The organism is Flavobacterium sp. 83 (assembly GCF_000744835.1).
Classification (GTDB): Bacteria; Bacteroidota; Bacteroidia; order Flavobacteriales; family Flavobacteriaceae; genus Flavobacterium.
Window position 1 is genome coordinate 183,537 of the sequence record NZ_JQMS01000001.1, and the last position, 19,880, is coordinate 203,416.

General features: G+C 32.3%; 17 protein-coding genes. 14 read left to right on the top strand and 3 right to left on the bottom strand.

Features of this window, described 5'->3' with window-relative positions; translation table 11 throughout:
- The 6 genes from asnB to T410_RS00885 all read left to right on the top strand — a co-directional run bounded on the left by asnB (position 1) and on the right by T410_RS00885 (position 6,360).
- Complete coding sequence (gene asnB / locus T410_RS00860; protein ID WP_035667813.1) at positions 1–1,848, top strand: asparagine synthase (glutamine-hydrolyzing); 1,848 nt, start codon at positions 1–3, stop codon at positions 1,846–1,848.
- Between the two features lie 19 nt (positions 1,849–1,867).
- Positions 1,868–2,911, top strand: coding sequence for a UDP-N-acetylmuramate dehydrogenase (gene murB, locus T410_RS00865; RefSeq protein ID WP_255360752.1), 1,044 nt, complete (start codon positions 1,868–1,870; stop codon positions 2,909–2,911).
- A 97-nt stretch (positions 2,912–3,008) separates the two neighbouring features.
- A complete protein-coding gene (locus tag T410_RS00870) occupies positions 3,009–3,623 on the top strand; it encodes an FMN-binding negative transcriptional regulator (RefSeq protein ID WP_035667817.1) in 615 nt (204 codons plus the stop codon).
- Between the two features lie 86 nt (positions 3,624–3,709).
- A complete protein-coding gene (locus T410_RS00875; RefSeq protein ID WP_035667820.1) occupies positions 3,710–4,816 on the top strand; it encodes a glycosyltransferase in 1,107 nt (368 codons plus the stop codon).
- On the top strand, positions 4,807–5,358 hold the full coding sequence (locus T410_RS00880) for an RNA polymerase sigma factor (RefSeq protein ID WP_035667822.1): 552 nt from the start codon (positions 4,807–4,809) through the stop codon (positions 5,356–5,358). The genes T410_RS00875 and T410_RS00880 overlap by 10 nt, the downstream gene beginning before the upstream one ends.
- A gap of 177 nt (positions 5,359–5,535) precedes the next feature.
- Positions 5,536–6,360, top strand: a complete 825-nt coding sequence (locus tag T410_RS00885) for an energy transducer TonB (protein ID WP_035667824.1) — start codon at positions 5,536–5,538, stop codon at positions 6,358–6,360.
- A 60-nt stretch (positions 6,361–6,420) separates the two neighbouring features.
- On the opposite strand, the gene T410_RS00890 is transcribed toward T410_RS00885, so the two are convergent.
- Entirely contained in the window at positions 6,421–7,275 is an 855-nt protein-coding gene (locus T410_RS00890) for a M48 family metalloprotease (RefSeq protein ID WP_035667826.1), read from the bottom strand.
- A 346-nt stretch (positions 7,276–7,621) separates the two neighbouring features.
- On the opposite strand from T410_RS00890, the gene lipA reads away from it, so the two are divergent.
- From lipA to T410_RS00905, 3 genes are all read left to right on the top strand, one after another.
- On the top strand, positions 7,622–8,491 hold the full coding sequence (gene lipA / locus T410_RS00895; protein ID WP_035667828.1) for a lipoyl synthase: 870 nt from the start codon (positions 7,622–7,624) through the stop codon (positions 8,489–8,491).
- Between the two features lie 74 nt (positions 8,492–8,565).
- Positions 8,566–9,570, top strand: coding sequence for a type I glyceraldehyde-3-phosphate dehydrogenase (gap, locus tag T410_RS00900; protein ID WP_035667830.1), 1,005 nt, complete (start codon positions 8,566–8,568; stop codon positions 9,568–9,570).
- A 20-nt stretch (positions 9,571–9,590) separates the two neighbouring features.
- Positions 9,591–11,756 (top strand): ATP-binding protein, encoded by a 2,166-nt coding sequence (locus T410_RS00905; RefSeq protein WP_035667832.1) that lies wholly within the window; start codon positions 9,591–9,593, stop codon positions 11,754–11,756.
- A 6-nt stretch (positions 11,757–11,762) separates the two neighbouring features.
- Here the strand turns inward: T410_RS00905 and T410_RS00910 are convergent, their stop codons facing one another.
- Positions 11,763–12,575: a purine-nucleoside phosphorylase gene (locus tag T410_RS00910; RefSeq protein WP_035667834.1), complete on the bottom strand. Its 813-nt coding sequence runs from the start codon at positions 12,573–12,575 to the stop codon at positions 11,763–11,765.
- Complete coding sequence (gene lpxK / locus T410_RS00915; RefSeq protein ID WP_035667836.1) at positions 12,547–13,572, bottom strand: tetraacyldisaccharide 4'-kinase; 1,026 nt, start codon at positions 13,570–13,572, stop codon at positions 12,547–12,549. Before lpxK ends, T410_RS00910 begins: the two co-directional genes overlap by 29 nt.
- A 117-nt stretch (positions 13,573–13,689) precedes the next feature.
- Between lpxK and T410_RS00920 the strand changes: the two genes are divergently transcribed.
- The 5 genes from T410_RS00920 to T410_RS16355 all read left to right on the top strand — a co-directional run bounded on the left by T410_RS00920 (position 13,690) and on the right by T410_RS16355 (position 19,755).
- The gene (locus T410_RS00920) at positions 13,690–14,784 is read left to right on the top strand and encodes a Nif3-like dinuclear metal center hexameric protein (RefSeq protein WP_035667838.1); all 1,095 of its coding nucleotides are present in this window, start codon (positions 13,690–13,692) and stop codon (positions 14,782–14,784) included.
- Positions 14,785–14,787: 3 nt separating this feature from the next.
- Positions 14,788–15,567, top strand: a complete 780-nt coding sequence (locus T410_RS00925; RefSeq protein WP_035667840.1) for a zinc ribbon domain-containing protein — start codon at positions 14,788–14,790, stop codon at positions 15,565–15,567.
- 36 nt (positions 15,568–15,603) lie between these two features.
- Complete coding sequence (locus tag T410_RS00930) at positions 15,604–16,455, top strand: alpha/beta fold hydrolase (RefSeq protein ID WP_035667842.1); 852 nt, start codon at positions 15,604–15,606, stop codon at positions 16,453–16,455.
- A gap of 75 nt (positions 16,456–16,530) precedes the next feature.
- Entirely contained in the window at positions 16,531–17,343 is an 813-nt protein-coding gene (gene rluF, locus T410_RS00935) for a 23S rRNA pseudouridine(2604) synthase RluF (protein ID WP_035667844.1), read from the top strand.
- Between the two features lie 381 nt (positions 17,344–17,724).
- Entirely contained in the window at positions 17,725–19,755 is a 2,031-nt protein-coding gene (locus T410_RS16355) for a response regulator (RefSeq protein WP_193743713.1), read from the top strand.
- The last annotated feature ends 125 nt before the right edge of the window (positions 19,756–19,880 follow it).

Sequence of the window (19,880 nt, forward strand, 5' to 3'; positions counted from 1 at the left end):
ATGTGTGGAATCAATGGAATCCTGCATTTACAATCACAAAAAAAAATTGACGAACGCGTTCTTACAAAGATGCGCGATTCTCTGGAACATCGCGGGCCTGATGATAAAGGACTGTTTATAGAAAACAACATTGGTTTTGGACACAGAAGACTTTCAATTTTGGATGTTTCAATTGCCGGACACCAACCTTTCCTATCAGAAGACGGAAGATATGTGCTGGTTTATAATGGCGAAATTTACAACTATAAAGAATTTTATCCCGAGTTAAAAAGCAGTGGATTTGACATCAGAACCTCCTCAGATACTGAAGTCCTTATGAAATTATTCCAGTTACATGGTTTAAAAATGCTCAACCGTCTCAACGGAATGTTTGCATTTGCTATTTGGGATAAAATGGAGAAAAAACTTATTGTTGTTCGCGACAGAATGGGCGTTAAACCGCTATATTATTCTTTTTACAACGAGACGTTTTATTTTGCATCCGAACAAAAAGCACTTTTCACTGCTGGAGTACCTCTTAAAATGGCACAAGACGGATTGGAAGAATATATTTTTAACCGGTTTGTTGCCGGCGAAAACACATTGTATCAAAATGTAAAAAAAATATTGCCAGGACACATAATGACCATTCATGAAGGAGGGAAAACAACTACCGAGAAATGGTGGAATTTAAAAAAGGAAATTCAAAATCAATCAGAAATAAAAAATCCGGAAGAATGGTTTCAGGAAACTTTTGATGATTCTATAAAACTGCGAATGGTAAGTGATGTCCCTGTTGGCGTTTTATTGAGCGGCGGATTAGATTCTTCTTCCGTTTTGGCTTCTTTATACCATCAAAATTACAAAGACATACAAACATTTAATATTGGCTTCAAAGAGAAAGAACATAACGAAGCTCATTTAGCCAAAATAATGGCTGAAAAATTTAATTATGGCTTTCACACCATGCAATTAGAAGATAAAAATCTTTTTGATAAATTGTTAACTGCTACCTATTTCCAGGACGAACCTATCATGCATTTAAGTGAACCGCATCTTTTGGCTGTTTCTCAAATGGCTAAACCATCCGTAAAAGTATTACTTTCTGGCGAAGGCGCTGATGAATTAATGGGTGGTTATATGCGATACAAAGCCTTACAATACCCATCGTTATTGAATTCCATTGCTACTATTGGTAATTTAGATGTTTTTACAAAACAGCCACGATACGAAAAGTTAACACGCTATGCCCAAATCATTAAAAAATCTGATTTAGTCATTTATAATGGTTCTAATATTTACCCCAATGATATTGCGAAAAATTTTGGAATTAATACCCCTCCAACAAACGAATACAGGAGACAAATTTACAAAGAAGCAAAATCTTTATATCCAGATAATTTACGCCGACAAGCACTTTATTTTGACCAACACACTTATTTATGCTCGCTTCTGGATAGAAATGACCGCTGTACGATGGGCGCTTCAATAGAGTGTAGAGAGCCGTTTTTAGATCCAAGATTAATTGTTGGATTAGGTTCATTGGAAGACAAATGGCTTTTTACCGGTAAAAAAGGAAAATTCATCCTTAAAGCTTCAATGCAAGAACGCTTACCTGACGAAATTCTAAAGTTCAAGAAAGTAGGCCTGAGTGCTCCTTGGGGAGATTACATCACAAAAAGTCCTGCTTTTAAAGAAGAATTAGACTCTTTTTCTAAAAGTGATTTATTTCAAATTCCATATTTTGAACATATAAACATCCAGAAATTAATTCAAAATTTACAAAAAGGAGACACCAGAATGACTGCTTACATTATGCCATTATTTATGATGCATATCTGGATGAAAACGTATGCAACTAAATTTTAATTCTTACTTTTGACCTAGGATTAAACTAGTCAAAAAAGCACTTTCTTTTATGGAAATACTACATAATTTCTCTTTAAAAAAATACAATACATTTGGAATTGAAGCCAAAGCAAAACAGTTTGTTGCAGTTCATTCAAGCGAAGAATTAAAAACAATTTTACAAGAAAACAAATCCCATAAAAAATTCATTTTGGGTGGCGGAAGCAATATGCTTTTGACAAAAGATATTGATGCTCTTGTGATTCATATTGATTTGAAAGGCAAAAAAATAATTGAAGAAAATGATGATTTTGTATGGGTTGAAAGTCAGGCTGGCGAAAACTGGCATGAATTCGTGCTTTGGACTATTGACCAGAATTTTGGCGGCTTGGAAAACATGTCACTTATTCCTGGAAATGTAGGAACTACGCCGGTTCAAAACATTGGTGCTTATGGTACTGAGATCAAAGACACTTTTGTTTCCTGCGAAGCAATGACAATAGCAAGCCAGGAAATGAAAACGTTCCTAAAAGAGGACTGTCATTTTGGTTATCGAGAAAGTGTTTTCAAAAATCAAGCGAAAGACCAATATGTCATTACATCGGTTGTTTTTAAATTAACAAAACGCAATCATAAAATCAATATTTCATACGGAGATATTACGTCAGAATTAGAAAAAAACAACATTATTAATCCATCGTTAAAAGATGTCAGTAATGCTGTAATTGCTATTCGACAAAGCAAATTACCGGATCCAAAAAACTTGGGAAACAGCGGCAGTTTTTTTAAAAATCCCATTCTATTAAAATCAGATTTTGAAAAAATACACCAACAATTTCCAGAAATGAAATACTATGATGTTTCTGAAACCGAAGTAAAAGTACCAGCAGGATGGCTGATTGAGCAGGCCGGTTTTAAAGGAAAACGTTTTGGTGATGCGGGAATCCATAAAAACCAAGCATTAGTTTTAGTGAATTATGGTAACGCTACCGGACAGGAAATTTTAAACATTTCTAAAGATATCCAAGAGACTATTTTTAAAACGTTTGGCATTCATATTGAAGCCGAAGTAAATGTGATTTAATAAAAAAAAAATTATTAGACTCTTTAGATTATTAGATAATAAATCGATTCATTTTTATATTTAATCCTAAATAGCAAAAAACCTAAATTATCAAACCATGTATACTCCAGAAATTTACAAAAATGAGAATCAAGAAGAAATCAAAAAATTTCTTCAAGAAAACAGTTTTGGTATACTCGTGAATCAAACCAACGGGGAATTGTGCGCCACACACATTCCATTAGAACTGGATATTAACAAAGATGGTAATCAAATTTTATACGGTCATATTTCCAGAGAAAACCCTCAATGGAAAGGTTTTAGGGATAACAATCAAATTTTAGCTATTTTTTCAGGACCACATTCTTATATTTCGTCTTCTTGGTATGATCATGAAAATGTACCAACATGGAACTATATTGCCGTTCATGTGTATGGGAAAATTAAAATTATAGAAGGAGAAGCCGTCATAGAATCATTAAAAAAGCTAGTTGATAAGTACGAGCAAAATTCTAAAAACCCAGTTCGTGTAGCAGATTTATCTAAGAAAACTATGATGCAAACCCGAGGTATTGTAGCATTTGAAATTGAAATAACTGAAATACAAGCTAAAAAAAAATTGTCTCAAAACAGAGATGAAAAAAATTATCAAAACATCATTTCCGAATTAGAAAAAGCAAATACAAATCAGTCAATCGCTATTGCTAATGAGATGAAGAAATGCCCAATATAAATTCTTTCGAAATTCACACATTGTACTAAACAATTCACAATTCTATTCTTACCTTTGCACTCGATTTAAAAACTCATTAAACACCGATGCTTATACTAATTTTTTACTTTTTTATTTTTATAGTTGCTGTTCAAATTTCGTTTTATTTAGGTGTTTTTGGGAAATTTGCTTTTGCCAAAGCGCAAAAAATAACGCCCAAAAAAATCCCGGTTTCAGTAATTGTTTGTGCTAAAAACGAGGAAGAAAATGTAGCAAATTATATTCCGCTACTTGCTGAACAAAATTATCCTGATTTTGAAATTGTCTTGATTGACGATGCGTCAAGTGATAACACTTTGGCTATTTTTGAAGAATTTGAAAAGCAATATCCTAATGTACGCTTGGTAAAAGTGGAAAACAACGAAGCTTTTTGGGGAAACAAAAAATATGCATTGACTTTAGGAATTAAAGCAGCAAAAAAAGAATATCTATTATTCACTGATGCCGATTGTTACCCAACTTCAAAAGATTGGATATTGGCAATGAGTTCTCAATTTACGATGCAAAAGACAATTGTTTTGGGTTATGGTAAGTATGAAAAAATCCCTAATTCATTTCTGAATAAAATAATTCGCTTTGAAACTTTGCTTACCGCAATTCAATATTTTTCTTGGGCAAAAATAGGACATCCGTATATGGGTGTTGGTCGAAACTTAGCCTACAAAAAAGAAACTTTTTTTAATGTTAATGGTTTTATAGAACACATGCAAATTCGTTCCGGTGATGATGATTTGTTTATCAATCAAGCGGCTAATGCCAAAAATACAACCATTACATATACACCAGAAAGTTTTACACTTTCGAAACCAAAAACCAGTTATAAAGACTGGTTCACCCAAAAAAGAAGGCATGTAGCAACGGCAAATTATTACAAACCTTTAGATAAATTACAATTAGGAACTTTTTATTGTACCCAATTATTATTCATTTTATTGCCTATTGTTTTATTATCTTTCGAATACCAATGGATAGTAGTTGTAGGTTTAATTGTATTACGATACATTATTGCGTGGATTGTCGTTGGATTTTCTGCGGGAAAATTAAAAGAAAACGACATTAAAGTGTGGTTCCCTATAGTTGAGATAGCACTTATATTGACACAAATCAATATCTTTATAATGAACATATTCTCAAAACCAGTACATTGGAAATAAACAGACAAATAGAAAAAGCGAAACAAGGTGACCAAGTTGCCTTCACTTTTCTATTGGATTATTATTGGAATGAAGTATATGGTTTTATGCTAAAACGCACTGAAAATGAAACAAATGCAGAAGATATTACAATCGAAACTTTCTCGAAAGCCTTTGATAAAATAGCTACTTACAACCCTGAATTTCAGTTTAACACTTGGCTTATCGCTATTGCAAAAAATGTGCACATCGATTTATTACGAAAAAAGAAATCGAGTCTTTTTGTAGAAATAACTGAAGAAGAAGACCAGCAAGCGTATAACATTGCCGACACTACTCCATCTGCGGAAGATGAATTGATTACGGAACAAAATCTTTCGCAGTTGTTGCAATTCATCAAAGAATTAAAACCACATTACCAAGAAGTTATTCAATTGCGTTATTTCCAAGAAATGAGTTATCAGGAAATTGCCAACAAAATTGACGAACCATTAAGTAATGTTAAAATTAAATTGCTTCGCGCCAAAAAACTTCTGGCCGAAATCATTCAAAATAAAAGATAACTTTTTATTTGGGTTTAATTGATATTTGAGAAACTGATTAGTCAAATAAACGGTAAAAACAATTAAGCCAAAAAACAATCCAACCTTTACATACTAAATTTCTTGTTATTTACGTTGTTAATAAAAACAACACTTGCTTATGATTTAACTGATACTTAACCTTTAAATCCATAAATTATGTCCAAATTAAGCATTTACGAGACCCGCTGGATTGACCTTGTTTTTCAATACAAAAACAAAGAATATGGGGCGTATCAGTTGCGCCAAGAAAGTACCAAAACTTCGATAATGGCACTTTTTATGGGAATATTACTTTTAACTTCTGCTTTGAGTATTCCGGTGATTCTGAATTATTTTAATCCTGAAAACAGGATGACGATACCCGAATTTACAAAAACCTTAGTGAATGTAACTGACATTATTATACCCAATCAGCTTCGGGAAATAGAAAAACCAATTCTTCTAGAAGTAAAGACACAAAATGCAGAAGCACCAATTCAAAGTGACCAACTTGTGAATCCTGTAATTGTGCAGGCACAACTGGCAAATCAAAATATTGCAAAAAATACTGACAATACAACAGTTACAAACACGAGTAAGGAAGGAACAGCAACTGTTGGTATAAATCCAACTTCTTCCACAGAAACAGGAACGGTAACTGACACTCCTATTGATACCGGAAATACAATTGTAGCCACTACAACTCTGGACAAACTTCCTGAATTCCCCGGAGGAATCAATAAGTTCTATACTTATGTAGGCAATAATTTTGAAAAACCGGATGTTGACAGCGGTAGCACCATGAAAGTTTATGTGTCGTTTGTAATAGAAAAAGACGGAAGCATGACTGACATTCAAGTAAAAAGAGATCCTGGTTATGGTTTAGGAAAAGAAGCAATCCGAGTATTGAAATCGTTAAAAACCAAATGGTCGCCTGGAATGATTGGCTCAAAACCGGTTCGAACTGCCTATAATCTTCCCATTACAGTACAAATGAATTAGTTTATAAAGCAAAAAAGCAGAACCCAAAAGTTCTGCTTTTTTATGCAATTTTGAAAAAGCCTATTTCTTCTTTTTAATTATAGTTTTTTTGGTCGTAGTTTTTTTGGCAGCTACAACAGCTTTTTGTTGCACATACGGTTTGTACAATCCATCCGTTTCAGCTCTTTGTTTAGCAGTTTCCGCTCTTTCTTTAGAATCAGGATGTGAGCTTATCATTTTATCTAAAAAGGAGGCTTCTGTCCCTTCGCTCATTTTTGCCAAAATAGAAAAAGCTGAAGAAACCGCATTCACATTATATCCATTTTTTTTCATAAAATTATACGAGAATTCATCTGCTTCTGATTCTTGTTTTCTACTGTGTTTACTATCAATCATCATGCTTCCCAATTTAGCTAATTGACTATCCGTTACAGCTGCCACTTTATCTGATTGTGAAGCAACAACATCTATTAAAGCTTCTTTTTTATAAGCCGCTTTCATAGCATCTCGGGAATCGTGATTAGCCACATGCCCGATTTCATGACCGATAACTGCTAGTAATTCATTATCATCCATAATATCCATCAATCCTGAATAAACACGAACACTTCCGTCAGCTGTTGCAAATGCGTTTACTTCATTTAGCTTATAAACTTTATAGTTTAATGTATATCCTTCCCCAGTTGTATGTTTTCCAAAAACTTTATTTAGACGGATTGTGTAAGGATCTTTTAGTCCTGTGACGGTATGTTCCGCATCCATTTTATCAACAGCTGCTTTAGATAAAGTTGCTGCATCAGCATCACTAAAAGTGAATCCTACAACCCCTTTTTGAACCGCACCTAACACTTTTTCTCCAAAATTAATTTGTGCATTGGCTTTTGAAAGACCAAAAACTACCAATAATACCCCTAATAGTATTGATTTATTTTTCATTTATTTTTGATTTTGAATTTCAAATATAATATTTTTTGAATAACTGGTTTAATGGCATACAATAAAAGTCAATCTTTCTTTAGAATGAATCTTATCACCGACGCTTTCTAGCCTAGATAGCAGTGGAAATCCTTGTGTTTTGAAATGGTATTTTTTCTTGACAAAAAAGAGCGACCAACGGAAGCTCCTTTATGGTCTTAGAAAAACCCGTTTCAAAACACAAGATTAAAACGTATAGCTGGAAATTGCTCCTGAAAATTATTGAAATTTGCACTCTTAAATCCTAATTCTAAAATCTTATTTCTTAAACCAACTTTCCTTATCTTTGTACTTTGAATATTGATATATGGAAACTGTTTTAGAAAATACTTTACCGATAGGAAAACCGAAATGGTTGAAGGTAAAACTCCCAATTGGCCAAAAATATACAGAGCTTCGTGGCTTAGTAGATAAATATAGTTTGAACACGATTTGTACCTCGGGAAGTTGTCCTAATATGGGTGAATGCTGGGGTGAAGGAACGGCAACATTTATGATTTTAGGAAATGTATGCACTCGTTCTTGTGGTTTTTGTGGTGTAAAAACCGGAAGACCAGAAACTGTGGATTGGGATGAGCCGGAAAAAGTGGCACGTTCAATAAAAATTATGAACATTAAACACGCGGTAATTACAAGTGTTGACAGAGATGATTTGAAAGATGGCGGATCGATTATTTGGATTGAAACCGTAAAAGCCATTCGCAGAATGAACCCAAATACGACACTAGAAACTTTGATTCCTGATTTTCAAGGAATCGAAAGAAATATTGACCGTATTGTAGAGGCCAATCCTGAAGTAGTTTCGCATAATGTGGAAACAGTTCGCCGATTAACACGAGAAGTACGAATTCAGGCAAAATACGACCGAAGTCTTGAAGTGTTACGCTACTTGAAAGAAAAAGGAATTAACAGAACTAAGTCGGGAATCATGCTTGGTCTTGGTGAACAAGAAGATGAAGTTTATCAAACAATGCGAGATTTACGTGAGGCTAATGTTGATATAGTTACCATAGGTCAATACTTACAACCGAGTAAAAAACACTTGCCCGTAAAGGAATTTATAACGCCGGAACAATTTGCTAAATACGAGAAATTTGGTTTGGAATTAGGTTTCCGTCATGTAGAAAGCGGGCCTTTAGTTCGTTCTTCCTACAAAGCACAAAAACATATCCTTTAAAAAATTGTTTCAAGTTTCAGGTTTAAAGTGGCTCAACTTGAAACTTCAAACCTGAAACTTTAAATAAAATTATATTGAAAACAAGAATTGCCATAAATGGTTTTGGAAGAATTGGTAGGAATTTATTCCGATTACTTTTAAACCATCCTACTATTGAAGTCGTTGCTATAAATGATATTGCTGATACAAAAACTATGGCGCATTTAGTGAAATACGATAGTATCCACGGTGTTTTGCCGTTTACAGTAAGTCCTGATGAAAAAGGTTTTTCTGTAGATGAAAACCATTTCTTGTTTTTTCACGAAAAAAATATTTCAAATCTAGATTGGAAAAGTTTAGACATCGATTATGTCATTGAGTCTACTGGAAAGCACCATACTTTTGAAGAAATAAATACCCACATTTTGGCTGGAGCCAAAAAAGTAATTCTTTCTGCACCCTCAGAAGTAGATACCATAAAAACGGTTGTTCTGGGTGTGAATGAAAATATTCTCAACGGTACTGAAACCATTATATCTAACGCCAGTTGTACAACGAATAATGCAGCACCGATGATGAAGGTTATTGATGAACTTTGTGGTATTGAGCAAGCCTATATTACCACAATCCACTCTTATACTACAGATCAAAGTTTACACGACCAACCACACAAGGATTTACGCAGAGCACGAGGTGCAAGTCAGTCGATTGTTCCTACAACTACTGGAGCAGCTAAGGCATTAACAAAAATTTTCACTAAATTGCAAGGAAAAATTGGTGGATGCGGTATTAGAGTCCCGGTTCCTGATGGTTCCTTGACGGACATTACGTTCAATGTAAAACGAGCTGTGTCTATAGAAGAAATAAATACTGCGTTCAAAAATGCATCGCAAACTAACTTAAAAGGAATTCTTGATTACACTGAAGATCCTATTGTTTCAGTAGATATTATTGGGAACAGAAACTCTTGTCTTTTTGATGCACAACTGACATCAGTGATTGACAAAATGGTTAAAGTAGTAGGTTGGTATGATAATGAAATAGGATATTCCTCAAGAATTATAGATCTAATTCTTTTGATAGACAGTAAAAAAAAGTAATAATAAAAATTTAGTTATAAATGAAACACCTTTTCATTTTTATCTTTTTTTTAAATTCGGCCCTGTATTCTCAAGCCAGCGAGGAAACAGATAGTATTGTGTATTACAGCAACCTGAGCAAATCAAGTATCATAAATAATAAATATAGAAATGCTCTTTTATACACACAAAAAGCAATAAACTATTCTAAGGAGATACGTGACAGCCAAGCTCAGGCAAATCAAACATATAACTTAGGGAAAATTTATTTTGATGTACAAAAATACAACGATGCCATTGAAAATTTTCATAAAAGCATCTCACTATATAAAAATTTAAAACCAACATCCTCATTAGCCTACTGCTATTACTATCTTGGAGTATGTTATGTTCAAAAAGCAAATTATACTGATGCTGAAATATGTTTCAATGAAACACAAAAGCTATTTAATGCGCTAAAAATCAACGATACTGCTAAAACACTAGAACTTCAAAGAGGACTAATTAAAAAAGCTACGGGAAATTCAGAAGGAGCATCCACAATTTTCAAAACCATAATTGCAAATCCAGACAGCCCGTCAATATTAAATTCCAAAGCAGAAGCTTTATATCAAATAGGAACAATTGAAGCATTAAAAAACAGGTATAATTTAGCTTTAAACTATCTGAACAAAGCATTAGAACTAACTGAAAAAAATAAAAATTTAGAACAAAAATCTTCTATTTTATTGGCATTAAGTAATGTTTATGAAAAAATGCTGGATAAAAATAATGCCTATTCTTATTTAAAACAGCACCTTAATCTAAAAGAAAGTATTTCTATTTTAAATAATGAAAGACTCGGTATAGATGATTACGAAAAATTTAAAGAATCACAACGATTAAAAGAACTGACACAACAAAAGAATGAAGACAAACAGCAAGAAAAAGCAAATAAGTTTTCTAAACTAATTAGTATTCTTGCAATTGCATTAATTTCTATTTTATCCTTATTAAGCTTGTCTTTGTATAAAAACAATATTATTAGAACACAAGCAAATCTAATGTTGAAAGAGAAAAACAAAGAATTAGAAATTGCTAAAGAGAAAGCAGAAAGAGCTTCTAATGCCCGTTCTGAATTTTTATCGACAGTTAGCCATGAACTTCGAACACCGCTCAATGCTATAAATGGAATAACTCATTTATTATTAGAAGAAAAGCCTAAAAAATCCCAAATGAACTATTTGTCTTCCTTAAAATTTTCTGGAGATTATCTGACAAAGTTTATAAATGAAATTCTGGAAATTAATAAAATCGATTCTAATAAGCTGGAAATTGAATACATCAACTTTAATCTTAAACAATTATTAGGCAATATAAAGAACTCTTTAAAAGAATTAGCTTGTGAGAATAATAACAAATTTAATCTTGAAATTGATTCTGCAATTCCTGATTATTTGATTGGTGATCCTACAAAATTATCTCAAGTAATAATGAATTTGATCAACAATGCTTTAAAATTTACAAAAAACGGTACTGTTACTGTACTGGCCAAACTTCATGCTGTAAATGATAAAAATGCAACATTATATTTTGAAGTAAGTGATACCGGAATAGGGATTCCTTTTGATAAACTAGAAAGTGTTTTTGACAGTTTTTCACAAGGTTCCATAGAAATCAATCGCAAATATGGCGGAACGGGTTTGGGGCTTACAATTGTAAAAAAATTGATAAAAATTCTAGGAGGAAAAATAAACCTGAATAGCGAAGTAGGAAAAGAATCTTCATTTTCATTCGAATTACAATTTGAGAAAGGTACTGAAGCAATCAAAAAGCAAGAAAAAATTAAAACGTATGATGCTTCTTTGTTGAAAAATAAAAAAATACTTTTAGTGGAAGACAATAAAATCAATCAAATGATTACAGAGAAAATGCTTCGTAATAAAGGAATCTTATGTGAAACTATTGATAATGGTGAAGATGCGATAGAAAGAGCTAAAAACAATACATATGATTTAATTCTCATGGATGTTCATCTTCCGGGAATAAATGGCACTATAGCCACCGAAGAAATTAGAAAATTTGACACTAAAACGCCTGTTATTGCCTTAACAGCCATCTCATTGGACGAAAACAGGGAAATATTATTATCCTATGGCATGAATGATGTTGTTACAAAACCATTCATACCAGAAGATTTCTATGCCGTAATTGCTAAAAACGTATAGCAATCATTAATAGTTTAAAATCAATTCTTTAATCAGACTTCTCACTTTTGGCTCTGCATTTTTAGCAGCTTCCAGAACTTCATTGTGCGAAATAGTCCCAATACTTTCTGCATTTCCCATATCAGTAATTACCGAAACTCCAAATGTTTCTAAATCCATATGGCGCGCTACGATTACTTCTGGAACAGTAGACATACCAACACAATCAGCTCCAAGAATTTTCACCATTTTATACTCCGCCAAAGTTTCAAAAGTAGGGCCTTGTAATCCTAGATAAATCCCTTCATGAACCTCAATATTTAATTCTTTTGCTAACTCAGTCGCTTTAGCAATCATTTTTCTGGAATACGGTTCACTCATATTTACAAAACGAGGACCAAAACGCTCCTCATTTTTGCCTCGCAAAGGATGTTCCGGTGTCATATTGATATGATCTGTAATCATGACAATGGAACCCACTTTATAATTTGGATTTACTCCTCCGGATGCATTAGAAACAATTAGCTTCTCGACTCCTAAAAACTTCATTACCCGCACTGGGAAAGTCACTTCTTTCATGGAATATCCTTCATAAAAATGAAATCGTCCTTGCATAGCAACTACTTTTTTATCCCCTATTGTACCAAAAACTAATGCTCCTTTATGACCTTCAACAGTTGACACAGGGAAATTTGGAATTTCATTATAGGGCAATGTAAATTCCACTTTCATTTCGTTAGTGAAACTTCCTAAACCCGATCCTAAAATCACCCCGTATTCTGGAGTAATATCGATTCTTTCTTTAATAAAATTAACAGTTTGCTGTACTTGTTCCCACATAATTTAAAATGTTTTTATCAAAATTGTCACTTCCTGAAATAAATGAACTTTTTATGGGAAGATAAAAAAGTTGATCGTTTGGCAAACTTCCTTTCAATCGTACATAATCTTTCTCGGTAGTAATAACAATCTTGTTCTGAGCTGCATTTTTAATTTCTAAAATGTCTTTATCAGTAAAATCATGATGGTCTGGAAAAGACAAACAGGCATCATTTATGTTTTTCAAATAGTTAAAAAACGGTTCGGGCTTTGCAATTCCGGCAACTAACACTTTATCAAAAACTCTTATTTCGTCGACTTTAATCTTTCTGTTTTCAGAATAAATACAATCGTCATAATCGATGTACGTAAAATACAATTCTTGATTTATCGACAGCTTTAATTTGTTTTTGATTTCATTTTGTTCATCTGGCGAAAGGTTAGAAGGACATTTTGTAACAATAATCACATTCGCTCTTTTCGCTCCACTGCTACTCTCCCTCAAATTTCCTGTTGGCAACATAAAATCATCGGAATACAAATCACCGTACGAAGTCAGTAAAATATACAAACCTGCTTTAACTTTTCGATGTTGAAAAGCATCATCTAACAAAATAACTTCTGGTTTTTCTGGAAGAGAAAGCAATTGTTCTATTCCGTTTTTTCTATCAACATCAACCGCAACTTGAATAGTTGCGAATTTTTTATAAAACTGAAAAGGTTCATCGCCAATAATTGCAGCATTTGAAGTGGCTTCCGCCAAAATAAAACCGGTAGATTGTCTTTTGTAACCTCTGCTCAAAGTTGCAACTTTATATTTATCCGAAAGCAACCGAATCAAATATTCAATTTGTGGTGTCTTTCCAGTTCCGCCAACACTAAGGTTTCCAACGGCAATAATAGGCAAATCAAAAGAATAGGATTTTAAAATCCCTTTATTGAAAAGAAAATTCCGAATACTCGTTATCAAGCCATATAAAATGGCAAATGGAAACAGTAATTTTCGAAGTAAATTCATTTTACGAAAGTAGAATAAATTATCTTTGATTTAAAATTTTGTTTCTTTTGTTTACTGTTTAAAGTTGGCCAACATTAAACTTTAAACCTCAAACTTTAAACTTTAAACTGAAAAATCATGAAAATAAAAGAAATCATTTCCGTACTTGAAGAAATGGCGCCACTCGCCTATGCTGAAGATTTTGACAATGTGGGTTTATTAGTTGGAGATCAACAAGTAGAAGCAACCGGTATTTTAGTTTGTCATGATGCTTTGGAAAATATAATTGATGAAGCTATTGCAAAAAAATGCAATTTAGTAGTTTGCTTTCATCCTATATTATTTTCGGGTTTAAAAAAAATTACGGGCAAAAATTACGTGGAACGAGCAATTATCAAAGCCATAAAAAATGACATTGCCATTTATGCCGTTCACACTGCATTGGATAATCATCAAGAAGGCGTGAATAAAATATTCAGTGACGCATTAGGATTGGTAAATACTAAAATACTGATTCCAAAGCAACATTTTATTCGGAAATTAGTAACCTATACGATTCCGGAAAATGCCGAAGAAGTTCGAAACGCACTATTTGATGCCGGAGCTGGAACTATTGGAAATTATGAAAACTGTAGTTTTAATTCGAAAGGAATTGGAACCTATATGGGAAACGAACACAGCAATCCTCAAGTTGGCGAGCGATTCGAATTTGTACAAGGTGATGAAATCAAAATTGAAGTCACTTTCGAAAAACATTTAGAAAATATAATCCTGAAAGCATTATTTAGAAGCCATGCCTATGAAGAAGTGGCATATGAAATCTATGAATTACAAAACCAGCATCAAAATATTGGCTTGGGAATGATTGGCGAATTAGAAAAACCCATGAAAGAAAAAGAGTTTCTACTTTTTGCAAAAGAAAAAATGGAATCTGGCGGGATTCGACATTCTAATTTCACGGGAAAGGAAATAAAAAAAGTAGCAGTACTTGGTGGAGCAGGAAGTTTTGCGATAAAAAATGCGATTCAGGCAGGTGCGGATGCTTATTTAACAGCTGATTTGAAGTATCATCAGTTCTATGAAGCTGAAAATAGACTTTTATTGGCCGATATTGGACATTTTGAAAGCGAACGCTATACAAAAAATTATATTGTTGATTATCTTCGGAAAAAAATCCTTAATTTTGCAGTTATTTTATCAGAAGAAAATTCAAATCCAGTTAAGTACTTATAGAATATGACGAATACGAAAGAATTAAGTGTTGAGGACAAGTTAAGAGCAATTTACGATTTACAGCTAATTGACTCTAGAATTGACGAAATCAGAAACGTAAGAGGAGAACTTCCTTTAGAAGTAGAGGATTTAGAAGATGAAGTTGCAGGATTAAGCACCCGTTCAGAAAAATTGAAAAGTGAACTTGAAGTTATCGAGGATCTAATCAAAGTAAAAAAGAATGCAATTGATGAGCACAAGGAGGCTATCAAAAAATATACGAAGCAACAAGAAACTGTTCGTAATAACAGAGAATTTAATTCGTTGACTAAAGAAGTTGAATTTCAAGAATTAGAAATTCAATTATCTGAAAAACAAATTAAAGAGATGAAAGCTTCTATTGAGCATAAGAAAGAAATAATCTCAAGTTCAAAAGAAAGATTAGAGGCAAAATCTAATCATTTGAAACATAAAAAATCAGAGTTGGACGCTATCATGGCTGAAACTGCCAAAGAAGAAGCTTTTTTATCTGAGAAATCAGCTGAATACCAAGCTTTAATTGAAGAAAGATTATTAAAGGCTTATACTAGAATCAGAACAAGTGTTCGTAATGGATTAGCTGTAGTTTCTATTGAAAGAGGAGCATCTGCAGGATCATTCTTTACTATCCCACCACAAACACAAGTGGAAATTGCTTCTAGAAAGAAAATCATAACTGACGAACATTCAGGAAGAATATTAGTCGACAGCACACTTGCTGATGAGGAAAAAGAGAAAATGGAACAATTGTTTTCTAAATTCTAATTACATTTAAGCCTCCTTATCGGAGGCTTTTTTATTATGAAGAAACTGTTGTATTTTATTTTCACTAAATCTATTGGATTGTACATTAACGTTTTGAGTTTTGTATTTCCAAAGAAAGCAATTCAACTTGCATATGCTCTTTTTAGTGAACCTCGAGAAGGCAGGTTATCCAAGACAAATCTTCCTAAAATCCTACAGGAAGCACAATCCGAAACTTTCCAGTATCAAGAAGACCACTTTCAAACCTATACTTGGCAAGGAAATGACACAGTCCTTTTATTAGTTCATGGATGGGAAAGCAACGCATCACGTTGGGAAAACTTATTGCCATATCTAAAAAAATCTGGCAGTACCATTATTGCTATCGATGGTCCGGCTCATGGATTATCCAGCGGAAAAGAATTTAACATTTCCAAGTATGCTGAATTTATTCATGTTGTTGTTGAAAAATTCAAACCACAATACCTGATAGGACACTCAATTGGAGGAAAAACCTGTTTGTATTACCAATCAGTATACCAAAATAATTTGCTCAAAAAAATGGTTATTTTGGGAGCACCAAGTGATTTTAGTATCATCCTAAACAATTATATTAAGTTACTGAGTTTAAATTCTAAAACTTCTAAATCTTTGGAAGAACTTTACTTAAATAACATCAAACTTAGTCTAGAACAGTTCTCAGGAAAAATATTCGCTTCTAAATTAACAATAAAAGGACTAATCGCTCATGATGTAGACGACACAGTTGTTCTATTTGAAGAAGGAAAAAAAATTGCCAGTATGTGGAAAAACGCCATTTTTATAGAAACTAAAGGCTTAGGACACAGCATGCATGATGACGAATTATATGAAAAGGTATTTCGTTTTTTATTTGAAAATGATCTATAAACACATCTTTTGTTAACTTCTTAATTTTCAAATAAACAAATAAACGATTAAACAATTTAGCACTACTTTTGTATCATGGAAGAAAATCTAAAACGCCTCAATAAATTCATCGGAGAAACTGGATATTGCTCGCGCCGCGAAGCTGACAAAATCATTGAAGAAGGTCGTGTAACCATCAATGGAGTCGTTCCGGAATTAGGAACAAAAGTATCCCCAGACGACGAAGTACGTATTGACGGAAAATTAATCCGTGAGAAAAATGAGAAGCCCGTTTATCTTGCTTTCTATAAACCAGTAGGAATTGAATGTACCACTAATTTAGATGTTCGCAATAATATTGTAGACTACATCAATTATCCCAAACGTATTTTCCCTATTGGCCGATTGGACAAAGCCAGCGAAGGATTAATTTTCATGACAAATGATGGCGATATCGTAAATAAAATATTACGCGCCAGAAACAATCACGAAAAAGAATATACAGTCACAGTAAACAAACCTATCACAGATCGTTTCATAGAAAGAATGGGAAATGGAGTTCCTATTTTGGATACGGTAACCCGAAAATGTAAAGTGGAACAAATAAGCAAATTCACTTTCAAAATCATCTTGACTCAAGGTTTAAACCGTCAAATCCGTAGAATGACCGAATATTTAGGATATGATGTTACGGCTCTAAAACGCATACGAATCATCAACATTTCCCTTGACATTCCTGTTGGTCGATACCGCGATTTAACTGACGCCGAAATCAAAGAATTGAATGAGCTCATCGAACCTTCAAGCAAAACAGAAGAAGCCAGTTTACCCAAAACGGAAGCTCTAAAAAGAAGAACCGAATTCATCAAAAGAGATGATCCAAGATTTAAAGGAAGAGGAGACTATTAAATAAATTAATTACATAGTTTAATTATTTAAACACCAAAGTGCCCTACAATCCCAATAAACAAGTTATATTCTAATCATTTTAATTCGGAATGCAAAAGCTTAACCTTTTGTTTGAATAGTTTTAATCACTTTTTTTTTTAAATAATATACTTTTGAATTACATTTAAAAAACTGTACTTGAAATTATATTTAAACAATTTTCGCTACTTCAGAACACAACTATTTTTATCATTCTCATCATTGATTATTTTGATAGTTATTGGTTTTATGTTTTATCTTAATATAGATCGTAAAGTTAACCATCTCAATATCTTCTCCTATAAATCTTATCAGGTTTCACAAAATTTTAGTACTAATATAATAAATTTTCAAAATTTTTTATTGTTCGGATATAAAGAAAAAAACTTCTATCTTAATAATAATCAAAAAAACCTTAAACTGTATATAGACAACTTAAAAAAACAAAGAAAGGAAGTTGATCTCATTTTCAAAGAATCAGAAGAGCTAAACCTTGGAACTAATCAGTCTATGATTGTACTTTCAAAGGAAATAGATCATCTTACTATTATTGTGAATCAATTTGAAAAAACAGCATTAATTAGGGGTTTTAAAAATTATGGAGTGGAAGGAAAAATGAGGGTAAAAGCACATTTTTTAGAAGAAAAATCGTCGTTAAATAAAATCACTTTACTTCAATTTCGCAGACATGAAAAAGACTATTTATTACGTTCGGACGACACGTCTATAATAAAATTTGATAATTTATATAATTCTACAATTAGAGACAAAAATATTGATTCGTTAACCCGACAAGTTCTCATTGATTATAAAAATAATTTTTATGCCTTGGTAAGATTGAGTTCAGAATTAGGAGTTGCTCAAAATCAAGGTTTATATGGCAAAATAAACCAAATAAACAGAGTCATTGAAAATTTATTTACTCAAATTATTCATCGTAACGAAAAAAAAATAAATAAATTAAAAGAAACCTTATTCTATTTTCAACTATTCTTGACAATTTTTACGATTATAACATCATTAATACTTAGCACTTACATCTCAAAATATTTTACAAAAGACATTAAATTACTTTCACTGGATATTTCAAATTATATAAAATCAAATTTCAAAGAACCAATATCTAATTTAAAGCATAAATCATCAATTAGAGAAGTTGACTTTTTATTAAAAAGTTATGGATTATTAAAAGAAAAACTTTCGGAAAATATTATTTTTTTAGAAAAAAAGACGGAACAAGCAAACAAAACGGCAACATTCAAAACTCAATTTCTTGCCAATATGAGTCATGAAATTAGGTCTCCTCTTAATGGAATCATAGGAATATTAAATATGCTTAAAACAAGCACATTAAATAGCGAGCAAACTGAATATATAGAAATAGCAGAACACAGTGCAGATCATCTTTTGGGTATTGTAAACATGATATTGGATCATTCAAAAATGGAAGCTGGCAAAATGAAGTTAGAACAATATCCTATAAATCTTAAAAAAGAACTCAGCAAACTAATCCGATTATTTGAATATCGAATAAAAGACAAAAACATAAAACTACTTTTCATCTATGACGAAGAAATATCTAGCAATATAATTGGTGATAATTTAAGGTTACAACAAGTATTGATGAATCTTATTGACAATGCTATTAAGTTTACAATATATGGCGAGGTTAAACTTGAGGTAAATTTACTTTCTCGAATAGATAATTTACAGTATTTAAATTTTAAAATTCTAGATTCCGGCATAGGAATTGACCCTGAAAAAACGGAACAAATACTTTTAGCGTTTGAACAAGCAGATTTAACAACTACAAGAAAATATGGTGGTACTGGATTAGGCTTAACAATTTCAAACCAATTAGTTCAACTAATGGGAGGTAGCAAATTAAACATTACGGCATTAGAAACTGGCGGATCAAGCTTTAGTTTTGAAATTCCATTCAAAATCAATACCGAATTGATTTCTGAAGACAATACAATAACTGATTATAAAAAAAAGGTCCTAGATACAAAAATCAGTAAAGCATTAATTGTCGAAGACAACCTAATCAATCAAAAAGTATTGTGTAAACTTTTGGACAAACTAAATATTCCATCAGACATTGCAAATAACGGAAAAGAAGCGCTTCTTCTTTTTGAAAAAAACAATTACGACATTATTTTTATGGACTTACATATGCCTGAAATGGATGGTTTTGAAGCCACAGAAAGAATACATTCTTCTTCAAAATATCTAATAAATACTATACCAATTATTGCAGTAACTGCAAGCGCATTTGATGAAGACAAAACAAAAGCCATGTCTAAAGGAATGGATGATTTTATTACAAAACCTGTTATTTTAAAAAATTTGGAAGAAATAATTGCAAAACAAATGAGTTTTAAATGCGTTTAATCTAAAACTGTCATAATAGATCGGAAAGAATAATTACCATTTTTTTGATTAAATAAAATCCATTAATAGTAGTATTATTAAAATATAACTGCCACGAATTAAAAAAGTAAACGAAATTATTTATC